This window comes from Streptococcus danieliae (assembly GCF_009767945.1).
Taxonomy (GTDB): Bacteria; Bacillota; Bacilli; order Lactobacillales; family Streptococcaceae; genus Streptococcus; species Streptococcus danieliae.
In genome coordinates, this window is record NZ_WSRS01000041.1 from 1 (window position 1) to 15,264 (window position 15,264).

14 protein-coding genes and 1 pseudogene are annotated in these 15,264 nt (G+C 48.9%); 7 read left to right on the forward strand and 8 right to left on the reverse strand.

All coding sequences use genetic code 11. The annotated features are described in order from the left end of the window. Positions 1–273: 273 nt before the first annotated feature. The 4 genes from E5983_RS05405 to E5983_RS05420 all read right to left on the reverse strand — a co-directional run bounded on the left by E5983_RS05405 (position 274) and on the right by E5983_RS05420 (position 4,236). The gene (locus E5983_RS05405) at positions 274–1,407 is read right to left on the reverse strand and encodes an alpha-amylase family glycosyl hydrolase (RefSeq protein ID WP_160332875.1); all 1,134 of its coding nucleotides are present in this window, start codon (positions 1,405–1,407) and stop codon (positions 274–276) included. Between the two features lie 76 nt (positions 1,408–1,483). Continuing rightward, the gene (locus tag E5983_RS05410) at positions 1,484–2,326 is read right to left on the reverse strand and encodes a pullulanase-associated domain-containing protein (RefSeq protein ID WP_160332876.1); all 843 of its coding nucleotides are present in this window, start codon (positions 2,324–2,326) and stop codon (positions 1,484–1,486) included. Positions 2,327–2,450: 124 nt separating this feature from the next. Then, positions 2,451–2,933, reverse strand: coding sequence for a tRNA adenosine(34) deaminase TadA (gene tadA / locus E5983_RS05415; protein ID WP_160332877.1), 483 nt, complete (start codon positions 2,931–2,933; stop codon positions 2,451–2,453). Positions 2,934–2,946: 13 nt separating this feature from the next. Then, positions 2,947–4,236, reverse strand: coding sequence for an adenylosuccinate synthase (locus E5983_RS05420; RefSeq protein ID WP_160332878.1), 1,290 nt, complete (start codon positions 4,234–4,236; stop codon positions 2,947–2,949). Positions 4,237–4,422: 186 nt separating this feature from the next. Between E5983_RS05420 and E5983_RS05425 the strand changes: the two genes are divergently transcribed. The 6 genes and pseudogenes from E5983_RS05425 to E5983_RS05445 all read left to right on the forward strand — a co-directional run bounded on the left by E5983_RS05425 (position 4,423) and on the right by E5983_RS05445 (position 10,155). After that, positions 4,423–5,271 carry a hypothetical protein gene (locus E5983_RS05425; RefSeq protein ID WP_160332879.1) on the forward strand — a complete coding sequence of 283 codons (849 nt, stop codon included), beginning with the start codon at positions 4,423–4,425 and terminating at the stop codon, positions 5,269–5,271. Then, complete coding sequence (locus E5983_RS05430) at positions 5,268–6,533, forward strand: toxic anion resistance protein (RefSeq protein WP_160332880.1); 1,266 nt, start codon at positions 5,268–5,270, stop codon at positions 6,531–6,533. Before E5983_RS05425 ends, E5983_RS05430 begins: the two co-directional genes overlap by 4 nt. 305 nt (positions 6,534–6,838) lie before the next feature. Next, positions 6,839–7,576, forward strand: coding sequence for a metal ABC transporter ATP-binding protein (locus tag E5983_RS05435; protein ID WP_160332881.1), 738 nt, complete (start codon positions 6,839–6,841; stop codon positions 7,574–7,576). Next, positions 7,573–8,364 (forward strand): annotated as a pseudogene (locus E5983_RS10115) (metal ABC transporter permease); the annotation flags it as partial. The gene E5983_RS05435 and the pseudogene E5983_RS10115, both read left to right, overlap by 4 nt. 36 nt (positions 8,365–8,400) lie before the next feature. After that, a complete protein-coding gene (locus E5983_RS10120; protein WP_373683173.1) occupies positions 8,401–9,324 on the forward strand; it encodes a metal ABC transporter substrate-binding protein in 924 nt (307 codons plus the stop codon). A gap of 180 nt (positions 9,325–9,504) precedes the next feature. Further along, positions 9,505–10,155, forward strand: coding sequence for a metal-dependent transcriptional regulator (locus tag E5983_RS05445; protein WP_160332883.1), 651 nt, complete (start codon positions 9,505–9,507; stop codon positions 10,153–10,155). Positions 10,156–10,207: 52 nt separating this feature from the next. Here E5983_RS05445 and E5983_RS05450 read toward each other — a convergent pair whose 3' ends face one another. From E5983_RS05450 to E5983_RS05465, 4 genes are all read right to left on the reverse strand, one after another. Beyond that, positions 10,208–10,486, reverse strand: coding sequence for a rhodanese-like domain-containing protein (locus E5983_RS05450; RefSeq protein WP_160332884.1), 279 nt, complete (start codon positions 10,484–10,486; stop codon positions 10,208–10,210). Positions 10,487–10,495: 9 nt separating this feature from the next. Continuing rightward, on the reverse strand, positions 10,496–10,939 hold the full coding sequence (dtd, locus tag E5983_RS05455; protein ID WP_160332885.1) for a D-aminoacyl-tRNA deacylase: 444 nt from the start codon (positions 10,937–10,939) through the stop codon (positions 10,496–10,498). 8 nt (positions 10,940–10,947) lie between these two features. After that, positions 10,948–13,167: a RelA/SpoT family protein gene (locus E5983_RS05460; RefSeq protein WP_160332886.1), complete on the reverse strand. Its 2,220-nt coding sequence runs from the start codon at positions 13,165–13,167 to the stop codon at positions 10,948–10,950. Positions 13,168–13,234: 67 nt separating this feature from the next. Next, a complete protein-coding gene (locus tag E5983_RS05465; protein WP_160332887.1) occupies positions 13,235–14,449 on the reverse strand; it encodes a hypothetical protein in 1,215 nt (404 codons plus the stop codon). Between the two features lie 85 nt (positions 14,450–14,534). Between E5983_RS05465 and E5983_RS05470 the strand changes: the two genes are divergently transcribed. Further along, positions 14,535–15,203, forward strand: a complete 669-nt coding sequence (locus E5983_RS05470) for an HD domain-containing protein (protein WP_160332888.1) — start codon at positions 14,535–14,537, stop codon at positions 15,201–15,203. The last annotated feature ends 61 nt before the right edge of the window (positions 15,204–15,264 follow it).

Here is a 15,264-nt window from a genome sequence, read left to right on the forward strand (position 1 = left end):
TAGTTGATTTCCCAATTGTGACAGTTTTTCTAGAAGTCGTTCATCGTCGGAAAATAATAGCATGATAGTACCTCGTTCATCTTAGTAGTTCTATTATCTCATAAAATTTAGGGAGTGAAAATAAAGAAAAGCAGGTATTTCTACTGTAGTGGAACCATCAGCAGTTAAAAACAACTGCTAGATGGCGGAGATTTTGAGACCTTGGCTCAAAATTTAGTGATGAGACTCCGAAGGAGACTGCTCACGTCCGCACTACCAAATAGGAATACCTACTTATTTGAAATAAGGCGACAATAAGTATGAGTTTTTAGAGGTGCCCTGGTAATAGTTTGGCTCTAAATCCTCAAAAATAGCGGTCTTAGCCGTATGGTTGTAGACCACATCAAGGATCACTGCCATCCCCCTGTCATGGATTGCTTGGACCAATTCCTTTAATTCCGCAATCCGCTCGGCTGGATCTTGAGGCCGTTCCGAATACATACCAGTCAAAGCAAAATAGCTCTGCGGATCGTAACCCCAATTGTAATTGACTCCACTGGAACAATAGTCCAGCATCCGCTGTTGGTTCGCCGCCTCATTGACAAAGTAATAACTGAGGACTGGTAAGATCTGGATATGGGTCACGCCAAGCTCCTTCAAATAATCCAACTTCTTGATAAAGGCCCTGAAGGTACCGAAGGAGCCTTCTAGGGATAGCTTGGGATCTGAGGTGAAGTCCCGAACATGGGCTTCATAGATAATCGCTTCTTGCTTGCCTCGGTAGTTATCCAGCTTCGCATAGGTCAGATCTTTAGGGCCATGTTCGGCTGGATTAACGAAGGCCGCCTTGGCCACACGATAAGCCGGTCCCTTGTCTGCTTCCTCACTGTTCCAAAGGCCTAGCGATTTGGCATAGGGATCCAAGACGATGCTTTCTGTACCCGCCCTTACAATTTTATACTGATAAAAATAACCACGATAATCCGCAATGCCTAACTTGGCATCCGCCACCAAGGTTCGCCGCCAGACGCCCTTGTCCTGCTTGGCCAAGTCAAGCTCAGTCACCAAGCGCTCCTGGTTGTCCTTATCATAAATCAAGATGCTGACGGAATCGGCCGAAGGAGACCACAGAGCCAAATCGACCTTGCGACCTGCCTCCGAGACCTGGGCTCCCAGAGGTCCATCGTAAGCAAAGAGCCGGTCCTTAAACTGCCAATTCTTCTGGGCGGTCAAGGTCACACCACCATAGGCGACCCGATAAGGTAGGGCAGCTTCTTGAAAGTCCCCCTTAAGCTCTAGCTGGCGCCGCTCCAAGTTCCAGTTCCAGGCCTGAATCGGCACGACCTGGCCAGCCCCATCCAAGATCTGGAGCTGCTGCCCAATCTCTGCCTGGACGGCTTCATCCAAGTTGGTGAAAGTTACCGTCAAATCTTGCAGACTGGACTGCTGAGCTCCAATTAGGCGGATATCTTTGACAAAATAGGGATTGGTATAAACATGGGCTTCATCCTCGCGTACAAAGACCTGCTGGCCCCCCCTTTATCCCCTCTAAGAGGTAATCCTTGGGTTGGATCTTCACCGCATCCCCCTCCTTGGTCTCATCTAAGAGCAGAAAACCCAGCTTCTGAGCCCCTGCCTTCAAAGGAATATCAACATAGGCCCCATAGCGACCATCGGGTTTCAGAGCTAGTCCCCGCGGCCAGTCCGACAGGGTCAGCTCAACATCACCCCAGACCCAGACAGATTTCCGGTCATAGTTCTGATCCGCGCGCTGGTAGTTAATCCGCAGGAGGTTCTCCGCTACCGGTTCATAGAGGGTCTGACTATAGTCTTTAGCAATCCAAACCTCCCGCGCCTTAGGATCAATAATTTCGAAGGTCTGGTCTCCCGACAGATTGTCCCCCTTGCTATTGTTAATCAAAAAGTGGATCTGCTCTTGTTTAGCCTCCGCCAATGGCACATCAACATAGACCCCGTAATGATCCCGCTGGGCCTCACTCAAGGCACTGGCTCCCGTTGGCCAGGGACCCTTCTTGGCCGATTCCTCAGCGACATCACCCCAGGCCCAAAGCCCCAGACCCGCATCCGCTTCTGGAGCCTGGACATGAAAACGAACCTGATTCTCCTCCTGCTCCTGCGAGTTCGATAGCTGACTCGTTTCCACAGGAAGGCTGGCAATCGCCTGATAGGTTTCAGCGGACTCCTCTGGAGCTCTTGCCTCCTCCTGATTTACAAGTTGGGGTGGAGTATCCATCACTTCCTCAGCCCAGGCCTGCTCTGCTGATATAGCGAGAATACTTGTTGCGACTAAGAGACTGGCCTCCAGCCCCTTTCTTCCAATTGTCATAGAAAAACCTCCTTGGTAAGCGTTTTCATGTTTTAGTATATACCCTTTGGAACTTAAAGTAAAGTCAGCAGGATTACCCTATTAAAAAACAGCCGGAGACAAGCTCCAGCCGCTACTGTTTCGATTACTCTGATTGTTTGGCTTTCTGGCGACGGGTTCGGAAAAAGTCTTGCATGATTCCCGCACATTCTGCTTCCAAAATGCCTACCTCCACCTCTACCCGGTGGTTGAGGCGGCGATCTTCTAGGATGTTGTAGAGACTGCCAGCTGCGCCAAATTTAGGATTGGCAGCTCCATAGATAACCTTGGGAATTCGGGCCAAGCCAATGGCTCCGCTGCACATAACACAGGGTTCAATGGTCACAAAGAGAGTGGTATCAAGCAGACGCCAATTGCCAATCCGGGCATTGGCTTCCTCAATCGCCATCATTTCTGCATGGAGAATAGCGCGATCCAGAGTCTCACGCGCATTATGCCCGCGGCCGATAATTTGGCCGTCCTTAACCAGGACACAGCCAATCGGAATTTCTTCTAAGGCCAGTGCTTTTTCGGCTTCCTTTAAAGCCTCCTGCATAAAGACTACTTTTTCTTCAAAACTATAGTCCATAAAGAGCTGCCCCTTATTGGCTCCAAACACTTTCTAGAATATTGGTTTGCTCACGACCTGGACCGACTGAGAAGGTTGAAATCCGTACGCCCACCAATTCCGAAATGCGGCGGACATAGTTGCGCGCATTTGCTGGTAACTCTTCCAGACTGCGGACTCCTGTGATATCCTCAGACCAACCTGGCATTTCTTCATAGATTGGGCGGCAACGTTTCAATTGCTCCAAGCTAGCTGGGTAATAATCAATCCGCTCACCATCTAGATCGTAAGCCACACAGATTTTAACAGTGTCAAGACCGCTCAAGACATCAATGGAATTGAGGGAGAGATTGGTAATTCCAGATACACGACGGGAGTGGCGCATCACTACGGAGTCAAACCAGCCCACTCGACGCGGACGTCCAGTTGTTGTACCGTACTCATGACCAACCTCACGAATGCGTTCACCCACTTCATCAAAAAGCTCTGTTGGGAAAGGTCCATCACCAACCCGTGATGTGTAGGCCTTGCAGACACCGACAACCTTGTCAATCTTACTTGGACCAACCCCAGATCCAATGGTTACCCCACCCGCAACTGGATTGGATGAGGTTACAAATGGGTAGGTTCCCTGGTCAATATCCAACATAACCCCTTGGGCCCCTTCAAACAGAACCCGCTTGCCTTGATCCAAGGCATCATTCAAGATAACAGAGGTATCGGTCACATACTTCTTAATCTCTTGACCATAAGCATAGTATTCTTCGAAGATTTCCTCGAAATCTAGTGCCTCAGCACCATACAATTTTTCAAAGATTCGGTTTTTCTCAGCCAAGTTGATTTGCAAGCGTTCCTTGAAAATATCGCGGTCCAAGAGATCCGCAATCCGGATTCCAACCCGAGCTGCCTTATCCATATAAGCTGGGCCGATTCCCTTGATTGTGGTTCCAATTTTATTTTCACCCTTGGCATCTTCCTGCAACTGATCCAGACAGATGTGGTAAGGCAAAATCACATGGGCCCGATCCGAGATGCGAAGATTCTCTGTTGAGACTCCTTCGTCTGCCAAATATTTCAACTCCTTGACCAAGGACTTAGGATTGACAACCATCCCGTTCCCAATAACAGAAATCTTTTCTGGGAAGAAAATGCCTGATGGAATCAAATGCAACTTGTATTTTTTCCCATCAATCACGATGGTATGCCCAGCATTATCCCCACCTTGATAGCGAGCAATTACCTCCGCATTGGCAGATAGGAAGTCCGTAATTTTCCCTTTTCCTTCGTCTCCCCACTGGGTTCCCACAACAACAACTGAAGTCATATCTTGTCTCCTGCTCTTTTCCAAGAGGCCATCGCCTCAATTCGTTTTTACGACTCATTATATCTAATTTTCGGAATTTTTTCAATTTTTACGCAAGCCTCTCCGACTTCCGCCCTATCTTCCATCCTTTTCCCCCACAAACCCACTTTTTTTGCTAGAATATGGATAGGAAGATAGAGGTTATATATGAACAGAAAACAATCTTTATTTCACAGCCGTTTCTACAATTCCGGCTATTTCACCCTAATATTAATCATCATTTTTTGGGCCGCCCTGATCGCAGAACTCCCTGTGCTTGTTTTTCCGAGCCTCCTAACAATTTTTGCCCATCGCCTGCATGTTTCTTCCAATAAGAAAATGCGAATAGAATACCTGCGGCAGGACATCCAGAAGGTCGACCTCGATTTAAAACAGCTAGACTTCTTCCACAATCAGGGCAATGTCCAGTCCTACCAGGAACTAGCAAAACCAACCCTAGCCCGCTTGGAACAGATCCAAACAGAGGCCATCGACCTCCGTAAAAAGCTCGGCCTCAAACGCTACAATACCATTCGCAAACAAGCCGGCACCTACCAGCAACAGGTCCTCTACCAGCTGCAGGAATACAAACAACTGGACTACCAAGAACAAGCCCGCCTCAAGGAAAGCCAGGTTCCACCCCTAGATGATAACCAATGGGACGGACCGATCCCCGACGAAATCCGGGAAACCTACCTCAATATTCAAAGGGACCACCAAGAAATTGTCCGCAAAATCGAGGAATCCACTGGCGGTAACCAACAAGAACTCATGGCTGTCCACCAATCCCAGATGAACAATTTCCAAGAGATCCTCAACGGCTACCTGAAAATCTACCACGATCCCAAGGACTACTACCAGGCCAAGCAACGCCTCAAAAAAGCCCAAGTAGCCATGGAACAATTTGACCTACTCTTGGATGAAACCCTCAAACAATTAAACGAAACCGACATGCGGAACTTTGAAATCAGCCTCCGCATCCTTAGCCCCGAAGACCAAACAGGAGATAATAAATGAGTGAATCCTTCAATTTTGACATCGACAACATTGCCAACAAGGCCCTCAAGCAGGACAAAACCAGCGAAATTATCCTAGCCAACGACCCTGGCAACTCCAACACACCCAGCCTCCAATTTTTTGACAAACTAACACCCCAGCAACAAACCGCAATTCAAGAGCGAACCCCACAACTCGTGGATCAATTTTTGGAAGACAAGAACTCCCTCTTGGACTTTGGCCAGGATGCAGTCGAAAATGTCAACATCACAGTTAATAAAATCCTCAGTGAACAGAAAAAACTCGAAATTCCACAAGTAGACGAGATCCTAACCCAGACCAATCGGGAACTCAATGGCTTTGTGGCCAAATACAAGGATGCCAAACCAGCGGACCTAGAGCAGAAACCCAACTTCCTCCAAAAACTCTTCCGCCAAGGTAAAAACAACCTCCAAGAATTCTACTTCGACTCCCAAAACATCGAAAGGAAAATGGATAGCATGGCGGCAGCTGTGGTCACCCAAGAAGAGGTCTTGGCCCGCAATATTGTATCAGCAGAAATGTTGATTGAAGACAACACCAACTCTATTGAAAATCTAGTCGGTGTCATCGCCTTTATCGAGTCCAGCCAAAAAGAAGCCGGTGCCCGAGCCGTCCAGCTCCAACAAGAAGTAGCTAGCCTGGATCCTGCCAGCATCGACTATCAAGTTAAGTCAGACCAGTTAGCCCATATCACCGAAGTTGTCAATATGCTGGAAATTCAGCACACAGAATACATCAGCCGCCTCTACGTGGCCTGGGCGACCACCCCTCAAATGCGCAACCTGGTCAAGGTTTCTACCGATATGCGGCAAAAACTCGGGATGCTGCGCCGCAATACCATCCCAACCATGAAACTCTCCATCGCCCAACTGGGGATTCTCCAGCAATCCGTCCGCTCTGGGATGACCGCAGATGCTATTACCAATGCCAATAATGCAGCCTTGGAATTGCTAGCAGAAACCAGTAAGGAAGCCATCCCAGCACTTGAACGGACAGCCCAAAACCCAACCATGAGCGTCCAAGCTGTGACCAAATTAGCCGAGAGCCTGGTTGTTCAAAACCAACAAATCATCCAAGCCATTGAAGAAGGCCGCAGTAAACGGGCACAGTTGGAACAAACCATTGTTGAATCAGCTAATAGTATCAATGATTCGGTCAAACTCCGCGACAAAACCATTATTCAAAGCTTACTCAACCAGGGGCTCTCTGCTCAAAAAGAGATTGATCAACGATCCAACTAGGATCCAGCTAATTTCCAATCAACCGAGTTAGCCAATCGAAACTATAGACGCCTGCATTCAAGGCTAAAACTGTATTACCTCCAAAACCGCTGGTCTTGGAGGTTTTTTGCATCTGTACCAAGAACATTTATCAGTCAGCCTTATGTATTAAGTTGACAAAATTATAAAATTAGGTTACCTTAATTTTAGTTCATCCTCATCGCAGATCGTAACAATCAGTTTTTAGTTTACTTTTACGACGAGCTAGAAAGCACCGTCCTACAAGAGAAACAAAACGAGTGTCTTATTTCAAAAAAGGAGTTTTTATGACCCTAAAAATTACCAATCTAAGTCTTGCCTATGATGGGCAGACGATTTTTCAAAACCTCTCACTGGATCTTAGTCCAGGCAGCATTACAGGTATGATCGGCCCCAATGGAGCTGGCAAGTCCAGCCTCGTTAAAGCTATGCTAGGACTTGTTGCTCGGGAAAATGGGCAGGTCCAATTCAACAATCAACTCTTGGACTTGCGCAAACACCGCATTGCTTACGTGGAACAGCGCAAAAATCTGGATTTAACCTTCCCAATCCAGGTTAAAACCCTGGTCGAAACCGGTAGCTACGGACAATTGGGGCTCTTTCGTAAACCAGGAGCCCGTGAAAAAGCGGCTAGTCGAAAGGCCATGCAGCAGGTCCAAATTGAAGATTTGGCAGACCGCCAAATTGGCCAATTATCTGGGGGACAGTTACAACGAGCTTTTGTCGCACGCGCCATCTTGCAGGATGCCGACCTGATTATCCTGGATGAGCCCTTTGTCGGTATCGATGCTGAAAGCGAAGCCCAGATTATGAAAATTCTAAGACTCTGGAAAGATGAAGGCCGAACCATCTTAGTTATCCACCATGATCTGTCCAAGGTGCACGACTATTTTGATGAACTCATTCTTATGAATCGGGGTATTATCCAAGCAGGACCCAGCCAGCAAGTCTTTACGGCAGAGAATCTGGCCCAAGCCTTTAATCCAGATTTTGCTACCATCTATTTTCAGGAGGACCCTCAATGACTGCCATCACAAATTTTATCCAAGCACTCCAAACCTACCCCTTCCTGCAAAATGCCTTGATAACCGCCATCTTGATTGGCATCATGTCCGGACTGATTGGCTCCTTCATTATCCTAAGGGGCATGTCCCTGATGGGGGATGCCATTTCCCACTCCGTCCTGCCAGGGGTAGCCTTAGCCTACATGCTCGGCCTTAACGTACTCCTCGGAGCCTCACTGTTTGGCTTTCTAGCTGCCCTTTTGATTGGCTACATCAGCTCCAAGAGCCCCTTAAAAATGGACACAACCATCGGGGTGGTCTTCAGCTCCCTCTATGCCCTCGGCTTTGTCCTCATTCATTTCACCCAAAGCTCCACCAATCTCCACCATATCCTCTTTGGGAATATCCTGGCCGTCAGCCAGCTCGATTTACGAATCACGGCAACTATCTTTGTTCTAGTGCTAACCTATATCTACCTCTTTTACAAGGAACTGCTGATCACATCCCTGGATGAGACCTTTGCCCGTAGCTATGGCCTCCCAGCCCAGCTGATCCATTACAGCCTCATGCTGGTCTTAACCCTGGTCACCGTCTCTGCCCTCCAGTCCGTTGGCATTATCCTGGTTGTCGCCATGCTCATCACCCCGGCCGCAACCGCCTACCTCTGGACCGACCAACTCCCTAAAATGATGGCCCTCTCCAGTTTCGTTGCAGTCCTCGCCTCGATCATTGGCCTTTACTTCAGCTATACCTTTAACTGGGCCTCTGGGCCAACCATTGTTTTAACTGCAGCCCTTTGTTTTGCCTTTTCATTTCTTTTTTCCAAAAAAGGAAAAAGAAGCGTTCTGAAACAAATCGGACTAGCTCTAGTCGGAATGGGACTCCTTCTGGGAGCTTGGACCGGGAATCAAGAGCGCACTACTGATAGAAGTCAGACCCAAGCCATCTCCGTTGTCACCACCAATTCTATCCTAGAGGATATGGTCCAACAGGTCGGCCAAGATCGCCTCCAGGTCTCTAGCCTTGTCCCACGTGGCCAAGATCCCCACGAGTATGAACCAACCACAGAAGATATTGCCAAGGTCAGCGACGCAAACCTGGTCTTTTACAACGGCTTGAACCTGGAAACCGGTGGTAATGGCTGGTTTTCGAAAATGGTCCGAAGCAGCCACAAACAATTTGGCAAGGATGTCATTGCAGCCAGCCAAGGAGTCACCCCACTCTACCTCTCTGGCCACCAAGAAGAAACCGACCCCCACGCCTGGTTAGACCTGGCTAATGGAATCCAGTATGTCCAAACCATCACCAAAGCTCTCCAAGAAAAAGACCCCCAAAATGCCAGCTTCTACCAAAAAAATGCAGATCTCTACATCGTCCGTCTCCAAGCCCTGCACCAAGAAGCCCAGTCCAAGTTTCTGGACATCCCAGAGGAGCAACGACTCCTAGTAACCTCGGAAGGAGCCTTTAAATACTTTGCCAAGGCCTACCATGTCACCCCTGCCTATATTTGGGAAATCAACACAGAAGCGCAGGGGACACCCCAACAATTGCAAACCATTCTCGATACCATCCGCCAGTCCAAGGTCAAACACCTCTTCCTAGAAACCTCGGTCGCCCCCAAAGCCATGAACCAGGTAGCCGAACAAAGCCAGCTAAAAATCTATTCCACCATCTTTACGGATTCCCTGGCCAAAAAAGGACAAGACGGAGACCAATACTACACCATGATGAAGTGGAATCTCGACAAAATCTACGAAGGACTGAAATAAGAGCTAGGCCAGCTGTCCATTTTTTTGCTATACTACTACTACTTCCAATCTAAAATCATTATTCAAACGATTTTAAATTCAAACTAGGCAGCGAGACGCAGGCATAACTGAAGTTAAGCAAGTCGAAGCTAACGACGTGTGAAGAAGTATCATCTAGACGCAAAACAAAGGAGACCCAGCATGACCCCCAACAAGGAAGACTATCTCAAGCGAATCTATGAGCGAAGCCAGGCACCTGGAAAAATGACCAACAAAGAAATTGCCCAGCTCATGGGTGTCTCTGAACCAGCAACTTCTGAAATGCTCAAAAAAATGATCCAGGAAGACTGGATTATCAAAGACAAGGTCAAAGGCTACCTGGTCACAGCCAAGGGCATGGTGCAGGTTTCCAACCTCTACCGCAAACACCGCTTGATCGAAGTCTTTCTGATCCAAAATCTGGGCTATGCCAGCCAGGACATCCATCAAGAAGCTGAAGTTTTGGAGCATAGCGTATCAGACCAGTTTATCAACCAATTGGAAATCATGCTCCAGTTCCCAGACTACTGCCCCCATGGTGGACGCATCCCGCGCCAGCAGGAGCTTTTACAGGAAGACTTTACCCAGCAGCTTTCCCAAGCAGAGACAGGCCGAGATTATAGTCTCCGCCGCTTTCCCGATCAGCCTGATTTTATCGACTACCTGGAAGAACAAAACTTCCACTTGGGAACAAGCTTCCACCTGATCAAAAAGAACAATTTTCTCCAAACCGTCGAACTGCAGTTACCCGAAAAAAAAGTCAGCCTGCCCCTAAACTTAGCCGACCAACTCTATGTCGAAATTCTTCAATAAAACTGTACTAAAAAGCTGCTTCAAGCATCACACTTGAAGCAGCTTTTGTATTCTAGTAAGCGGCCCAGCCGTCCACAATCCGAACCACCTCATAGCCTCGTTTTTCCAAGAGCTGACTAGCCCGTTCCGCCCGGATTCCCTTGGTGCAGACCACATGATAGATCTGGTTCCGGTCCAATTGGTCCAGCTGCGCTTCTAGGTCTGGCTCCGGAATGTTGAGGGAGCCTGCAAAATGGCAGGCAAGGAAATCTTCCTGGTCTCGAACGTCCAGGATTGCTAGCTCCTGTTGCTCCTGCAAGGTTGCCAATTCCGCCATTGTCATATCTTTCATCTGCACCTCCTAGGGATTCTTACTATCCAATAAAATCGTCACCGGCCCATCATTGACCAGGGCCACCTGCATATCCGCCCCGAACACACCGGTTTCCAGGGACACAAATTCCCCTAATAACTGATTAAAATCATCATAAAGCGACTTGGCCAAATCCGGCTGGGCTGCCCCTGTGAAAGCCGGACGATTGCCTTTTTTGGTTTGGGCAAAAAGAGTAAATTGGGAAATGGACAAAATCGATCCGCCAACATCCTGAATGGAACGGTTCATTTTCCCTTGGTCATCGGAAAAAATCCGCATATTGACAATCTTGCGGCACAGATAGGCCAAATCCTCCGCCGTATCCTCAGGACCAATTCCAACCAGCAAGAGGAAACCGAAGCCAATGGCCCCATGTACTTCTCCGTCAATAGAAACAGAAGCTTCCTTTACCCGCTGTAAAACAACTCGCATAACAGCCCCTACCCATTTGTTCTTTTCACAGAATAAACATCTGGAATATTCTTAATCCGATCGACCACCGTTGTTAGGTTGGCTAAACTAGAAATTCCAAAAGAAACGTGAATGGTCGCAAACTTCATATCCTTGGAAGGTTGGGCATTAAACATGAAAATATTCTTGGTTGAGTTTGAAAGCACCTGTAAAATATCATTGAGGAGACTGGTCCGATTCAAGCCGTAAATATCAATATTGGCTGTGTATTCCTTGTGGCCAGATCCAGTACCTTCCCACTCGACATCCAAGAGTCTTTGCTCATAGTTTTCTTGCGACCGCAGGTTCATACAGTCCTCGCGGTGAACAGCAACTCCTCGACCCTTGGTGATATAACCTACAATGGCATCCCCTGGGACAGGGTTACAACACTTGGCCATGCGGATCAACAAGCCTGGAGCTCCTTTGACCACAACCCCTTCTTCTTGGCGAGATTTTGTGTTGCTGGTTTTCTCACTCTTAATCTCACCACCATAAAGAAGTTCTTCTGCTTGGGCACGCGCCTTCTCTCGCTCCAGCTCCCGGCGTTCCTTTTCAGTCAACCGATTAAAGACCGAAATGGCACTAACCTCACCAAAACCAATCGCTGCATACAGGGCTTCCTCAGACTTGTAACTGAATTTCTCCAGGTAGGCATCGAGGTGCTTCTTATCCAGGAACTGGTTGGCCTGCATGTCATGCTGTTGGAATTGCTCCACCAAAAGCTCCCGCCCCTTATCAATCGATAGAGACTTGTCTTGGTTTTTGAAGAACTGACGAATGCGGTTCCGGGCCTTGCTGGTTTTAACAATAGTAATCCAGTCCCTGCTTGGTCCAAAGGAATTGGCACTGGTGATAATCTCCACCTGATCGCCCGTTTTCAGTTTGGTGGTCAGTGGGACCATCCGGCCATTGACCTTGGCACCGGTCGCTTTTTCCCCGACCTTGGTATGGATCTCATAAGCAAAGTCAATCGGCACTGATTCTTTAGGCAGGGCACGGACTGCTCCATCTGGCGTAAAGACATAAATCTCTTCTGCCAAAAAGTCCTGCTTGACCGTATCGACAAATTCCTGGGCATCCCCGGCATGCTCTTGCAGGTCCATCATTTCAGAAATCCAGTTCATCCCGATAGCGGATTCCTTGCTGTCGACCTTACCCTTGATTCCTTTTTTGTAGGCCCAGTGAGCCGCAACCCCGTACTCAGCTACTTCATGCATTTCCTGGGTCCGGATTTGGAACTCAATTGGTCCTTTGGGACCATAAACGGTTGTATGGATCGACTGGTAGCCATTGGCCTTAGGATTAGCAATATAGTCCTTGAAACGTCCAGGCATTGGCCGCCACAATTCATGGACATAGCCCAACATGGCATAGACTTCACTTGGGGTCTCTAAGATACAACGGATAGCAATCAGGTCATAGATTTCTTCGAAGCGCTTTTTCTTATCCTGCATCTTCCGGTAGATGGAGTAAATATGCTTGGGACGACCATAAATTTGCCCATCGAGATTCCGCTCGGCTGCGTACTTCGTAATTTTGGCAACCACTTCCTCTACGAGCGCCTCACGCTCCCGCCGTTTTTCTTTCATCAAATGAGTAATCTTATAAAATTCAACCTCATTCAAATAACGGAAGGACAAGTCCTCCAGCTCCCACTTGACACTTGAAATCCCCAGGCGGTGAGCCAGCGGAGCATAAATATCCATCGTTTCCCGCGCAATCCGCTCCTGCTTGTCCTTGCGAAGGTGCTTCAAGGTCCGCATATTGTGCAGGCGATCCGCCAACTTCACCAAGATCACCCGCATGTCCTGAGACATGGCCATGAGCATCTTCCGATGGTTCTCGGCCAATTGCTCCTCATGGGACTTGTAGGTCACCTTGCCCAACTTGGTCACACCATCCACAATCAAGCTGACTTCTTTGGAAAATTCCCGCTCCAGGTTCTCCAGCGACACGACCGTGTCCTCCACCACATCATGCAGGAAGCCACAAGCCACCGTTACAGCATCCAGCTTCAGCTTAGCCAGAATTCCCGCAACCTGAATCGGATGAATGATATACGGCTCACCCGACTTCCGGAATTGCCCACTATGGCGATCAACCGCATAAATCAAAGCTTTTTGGACAAAGGCCACATCTTCAGGCGATAAATACTCTCTTGTCAGGGCAACAACCTGGGCCCCTGTTAAATTCTCTTCTTTTGACATCCTGCTCCCCCTTGTTCTTGTGTTCCCTATTTTACCATTTTTCCCTTAGCATGGAAATAGCCCAGGCCTAGAGAATCAAGCTCCCAGACCCCTTTTCAGCCCTTTGGGAAAAAATCCTAAGCGGCTTTTGCGCTAACGGATCTTCGACACTCACCCGCAAGGACTTGTAAGTCAGCAAGGGACGGAGAAGCCAAGCAAAGGACCAGCTCCGCTGCCTCGGACTCAGCTGACTCAGTCTCACCCGCAAACGACTCCGTCCCCGCTCCCCCTGCCAGGTCTCCCAAGCCAAGTAAACCGGCCAGTCAAAGGGAAAGGTAGCCAGCCCCTGATTCGCCCAGGTCAGACATAAGCAAGTCCCCAGCAAGCTCGACACCGACTGAACCTGCGGCAGCCACAACTGATAACCCAAACACTCCTCCACAAACCGAGCCGTCTCCGCATCCTGAGGCAGGGCCGGCCCCAAAAACGACAGCCCCACATCCCGCATCTGAGCCCGCAATTCCGAATTCCAGGGCGCCCACAAACACTTGGAAGACCACTCACCCCCACAAACTCGCTCCAAACCAGACTGCCCCAGCCCCCGCATCTGAGCCCCGTCAAAAGATTCACCACCCTGAACCAACTCATCCAGCCAAACCCGTGTCTGAGTCAGGTCCCCCAGCTCATCATGATAGAAACCATAGCTCCTGTGGGGATCCAGCCAGGCAAAAGACCGTCGCAGGCAGAGCCGACAAGACCTAAAGGCTTGAAACCACGGATCGACATAAAAATGCTGGGCAAAATCGCCCTGAGGCAAGGGCCCCAAACTAGCCAGCTGATGCCACTCGCCCCAGTGGCCTAGACCACCCAACTCGATATAGGCCAGCAAGCCATCCTGACCCCAGGCTTGACCTAGAGCCAAAACCAAGCGCCGATAGGCCGCTGCCAGCTCCCCATGACCATAATCGGGCGCCAGTCCCTGACCAAAAGGACTCCGATAAGGCCGAGCCGGAACACGCTCCAAAAGCCAGTCTGGCAAGGCCGGACTTCCCTTAAAAGCCGGATAATCCAGAACCAAACGAAAGACCAGGCGCTGACCGCCCTGCCTCAAGCGCGAAAAGTTCAGGCGCCTTTCCCAGCCTTCAAAACAATACCGGCCCTCTTCCGGCTCCAAATCCCGCCAGGTCAGGGAGAGGAAAAGAAGACTGGTCTTGCCAGTATCCGTAGACCGAATATCCGGCGCATAGCCCACCAAAGGCCGTCTCGCTAGGGGCTGATAGGTCCAGGTTTTACTGTAATACATCCACTTCTCCAACTTCTTTCCTTTTCTCCACCAACCATGTTATACTGAGAAGCAAAGCCACTCACACTTACCAGAAAGGACACCCATGACCAATAAACAAGCGATCTTAGAAAAGGCCAGAGCCTATGTCTTTCAAGAACTCAATGGCGAAGTCTCAGGCCACGATTGGTGGCATATTCACCGTGTCACCAACCTTGCCCGAACCATTGCCCAGAAAGAAGGAGCTGATCTCTTTATTTGTGAATTAGCAGCCCTGTTGCATGACCTTGCGGATGGTAAACTAAATGAAACCGAAGCCATTGGTCTCCAAAAGGTCCAAACCTGGTTGGCAATCAACGGCTTAGAGACCCAAGACCAAGACCACATCATGGACATTATCGAGCATCTTTCCTTCAAGGGGGGCAATCAAACCCAGACCGTATCCACACTCGAAGGACAGGTTGTCCAAGATGCCGACCGCCTGGATGCTCTAGGCGCTATCGGCATTGCCCGAACCATGGCCTATTCTGGACATACAGGCAGACCCATCCATGATCCTGCCATGCAACCCCGAGAACAGCTGACCTTGGAAGAATACCGAAGTGGCCAGGACACTGCCATCATGCACTTCTACGAAAAACTTTTAAAACTAAAAGATCGCATGAACACCACCACCGCCAAAGAACTGGCCCAGGAGCGCCACCAATTCTTGGAAACCTATTTGGAACAGTTCTATGGTAAGCGCCCAATAACAAGGTATCTTCCGATAAAGTAGAAATCTAGCTATACTAGTCTCAGAAAACATGAGTAGAGGAGATTGGTTTAGTGGATGCGAA

What these genes read in the sequence shown, in the direction of transcription:
- E5983_RS05410 (WP_160332876.1), bottom strand. Translation starts at nt 2,326, where the DNA reads ATGACAATTGGAAGAAAGGGGCTGGAGGCCAGTCTCTTAGTCGCAACA.
- tadA (WP_160332877.1), bottom strand. Translation starts at nt 2,933, where the DNA reads ATGGACTATAGTTTTGAAGAAAAAGTAGTCTTTATGCAGGAGGCTTTA.
- E5983_RS05420 (WP_160332878.1), bottom strand. Translation starts at nt 4,236, where the DNA reads ATGACTTCAGTTGTTGTTGTGGGAACCCAGTGGGGAGACGAAGGAAAA.
- E5983_RS05425 (WP_160332879.1), top strand. Translation starts at nt 4,423, where the DNA reads ATGAACAGAAAACAATCTTTATTTCACAGCCGTTTCTACAATTCCGGC.
- E5983_RS05430 (WP_160332880.1), top strand. Translation starts at nt 5,268, where the DNA reads ATGAGTGAATCCTTCAATTTTGACATCGACAACATTGCCAACAAGGCC.
- E5983_RS05435 (WP_160332881.1), top strand. Translation starts at nt 6,839, where the DNA reads ATGACCCTAAAAATTACCAATCTAAGTCTTGCCTATGATGGGCAGACG.
- E5983_RS05445 (WP_160332883.1), top strand. Translation starts at nt 9,505, where the DNA reads ATGACCCCCAACAAGGAAGACTATCTCAAGCGAATCTATGAGCGAAGC.
- E5983_RS05450 (WP_160332884.1), bottom strand. Translation starts at nt 10,486, where the DNA reads ATGAAAGATATGACAATGGCGGAATTGGCAACCTTGCAGGAGCAACAG.
- dtd (WP_160332885.1), bottom strand. Translation starts at nt 10,939, where the DNA reads ATGCGAGTTGTTTTACAGCGGGTAAAGGAAGCTTCTGTTTCTATTGAC.
- E5983_RS05460 (WP_160332886.1), bottom strand. Translation starts at nt 13,167, where the DNA reads ATGTCAAAAGAAGAGAATTTAACAGGGGCCCAGGTTGTTGCCCTGACA.
- E5983_RS05465 (WP_160332887.1), bottom strand. Translation starts at nt 14,449, where the DNA reads ATGTATTACAGTAAAACCTGGACCTATCAGCCCCTAGCGAGACGGCCT.
- E5983_RS05470 (WP_160332888.1), top strand. Translation starts at nt 14,535, where the DNA reads ATGACCAATAAACAAGCGATCTTAGAAAAGGCCAGAGCCTATGTCTTT.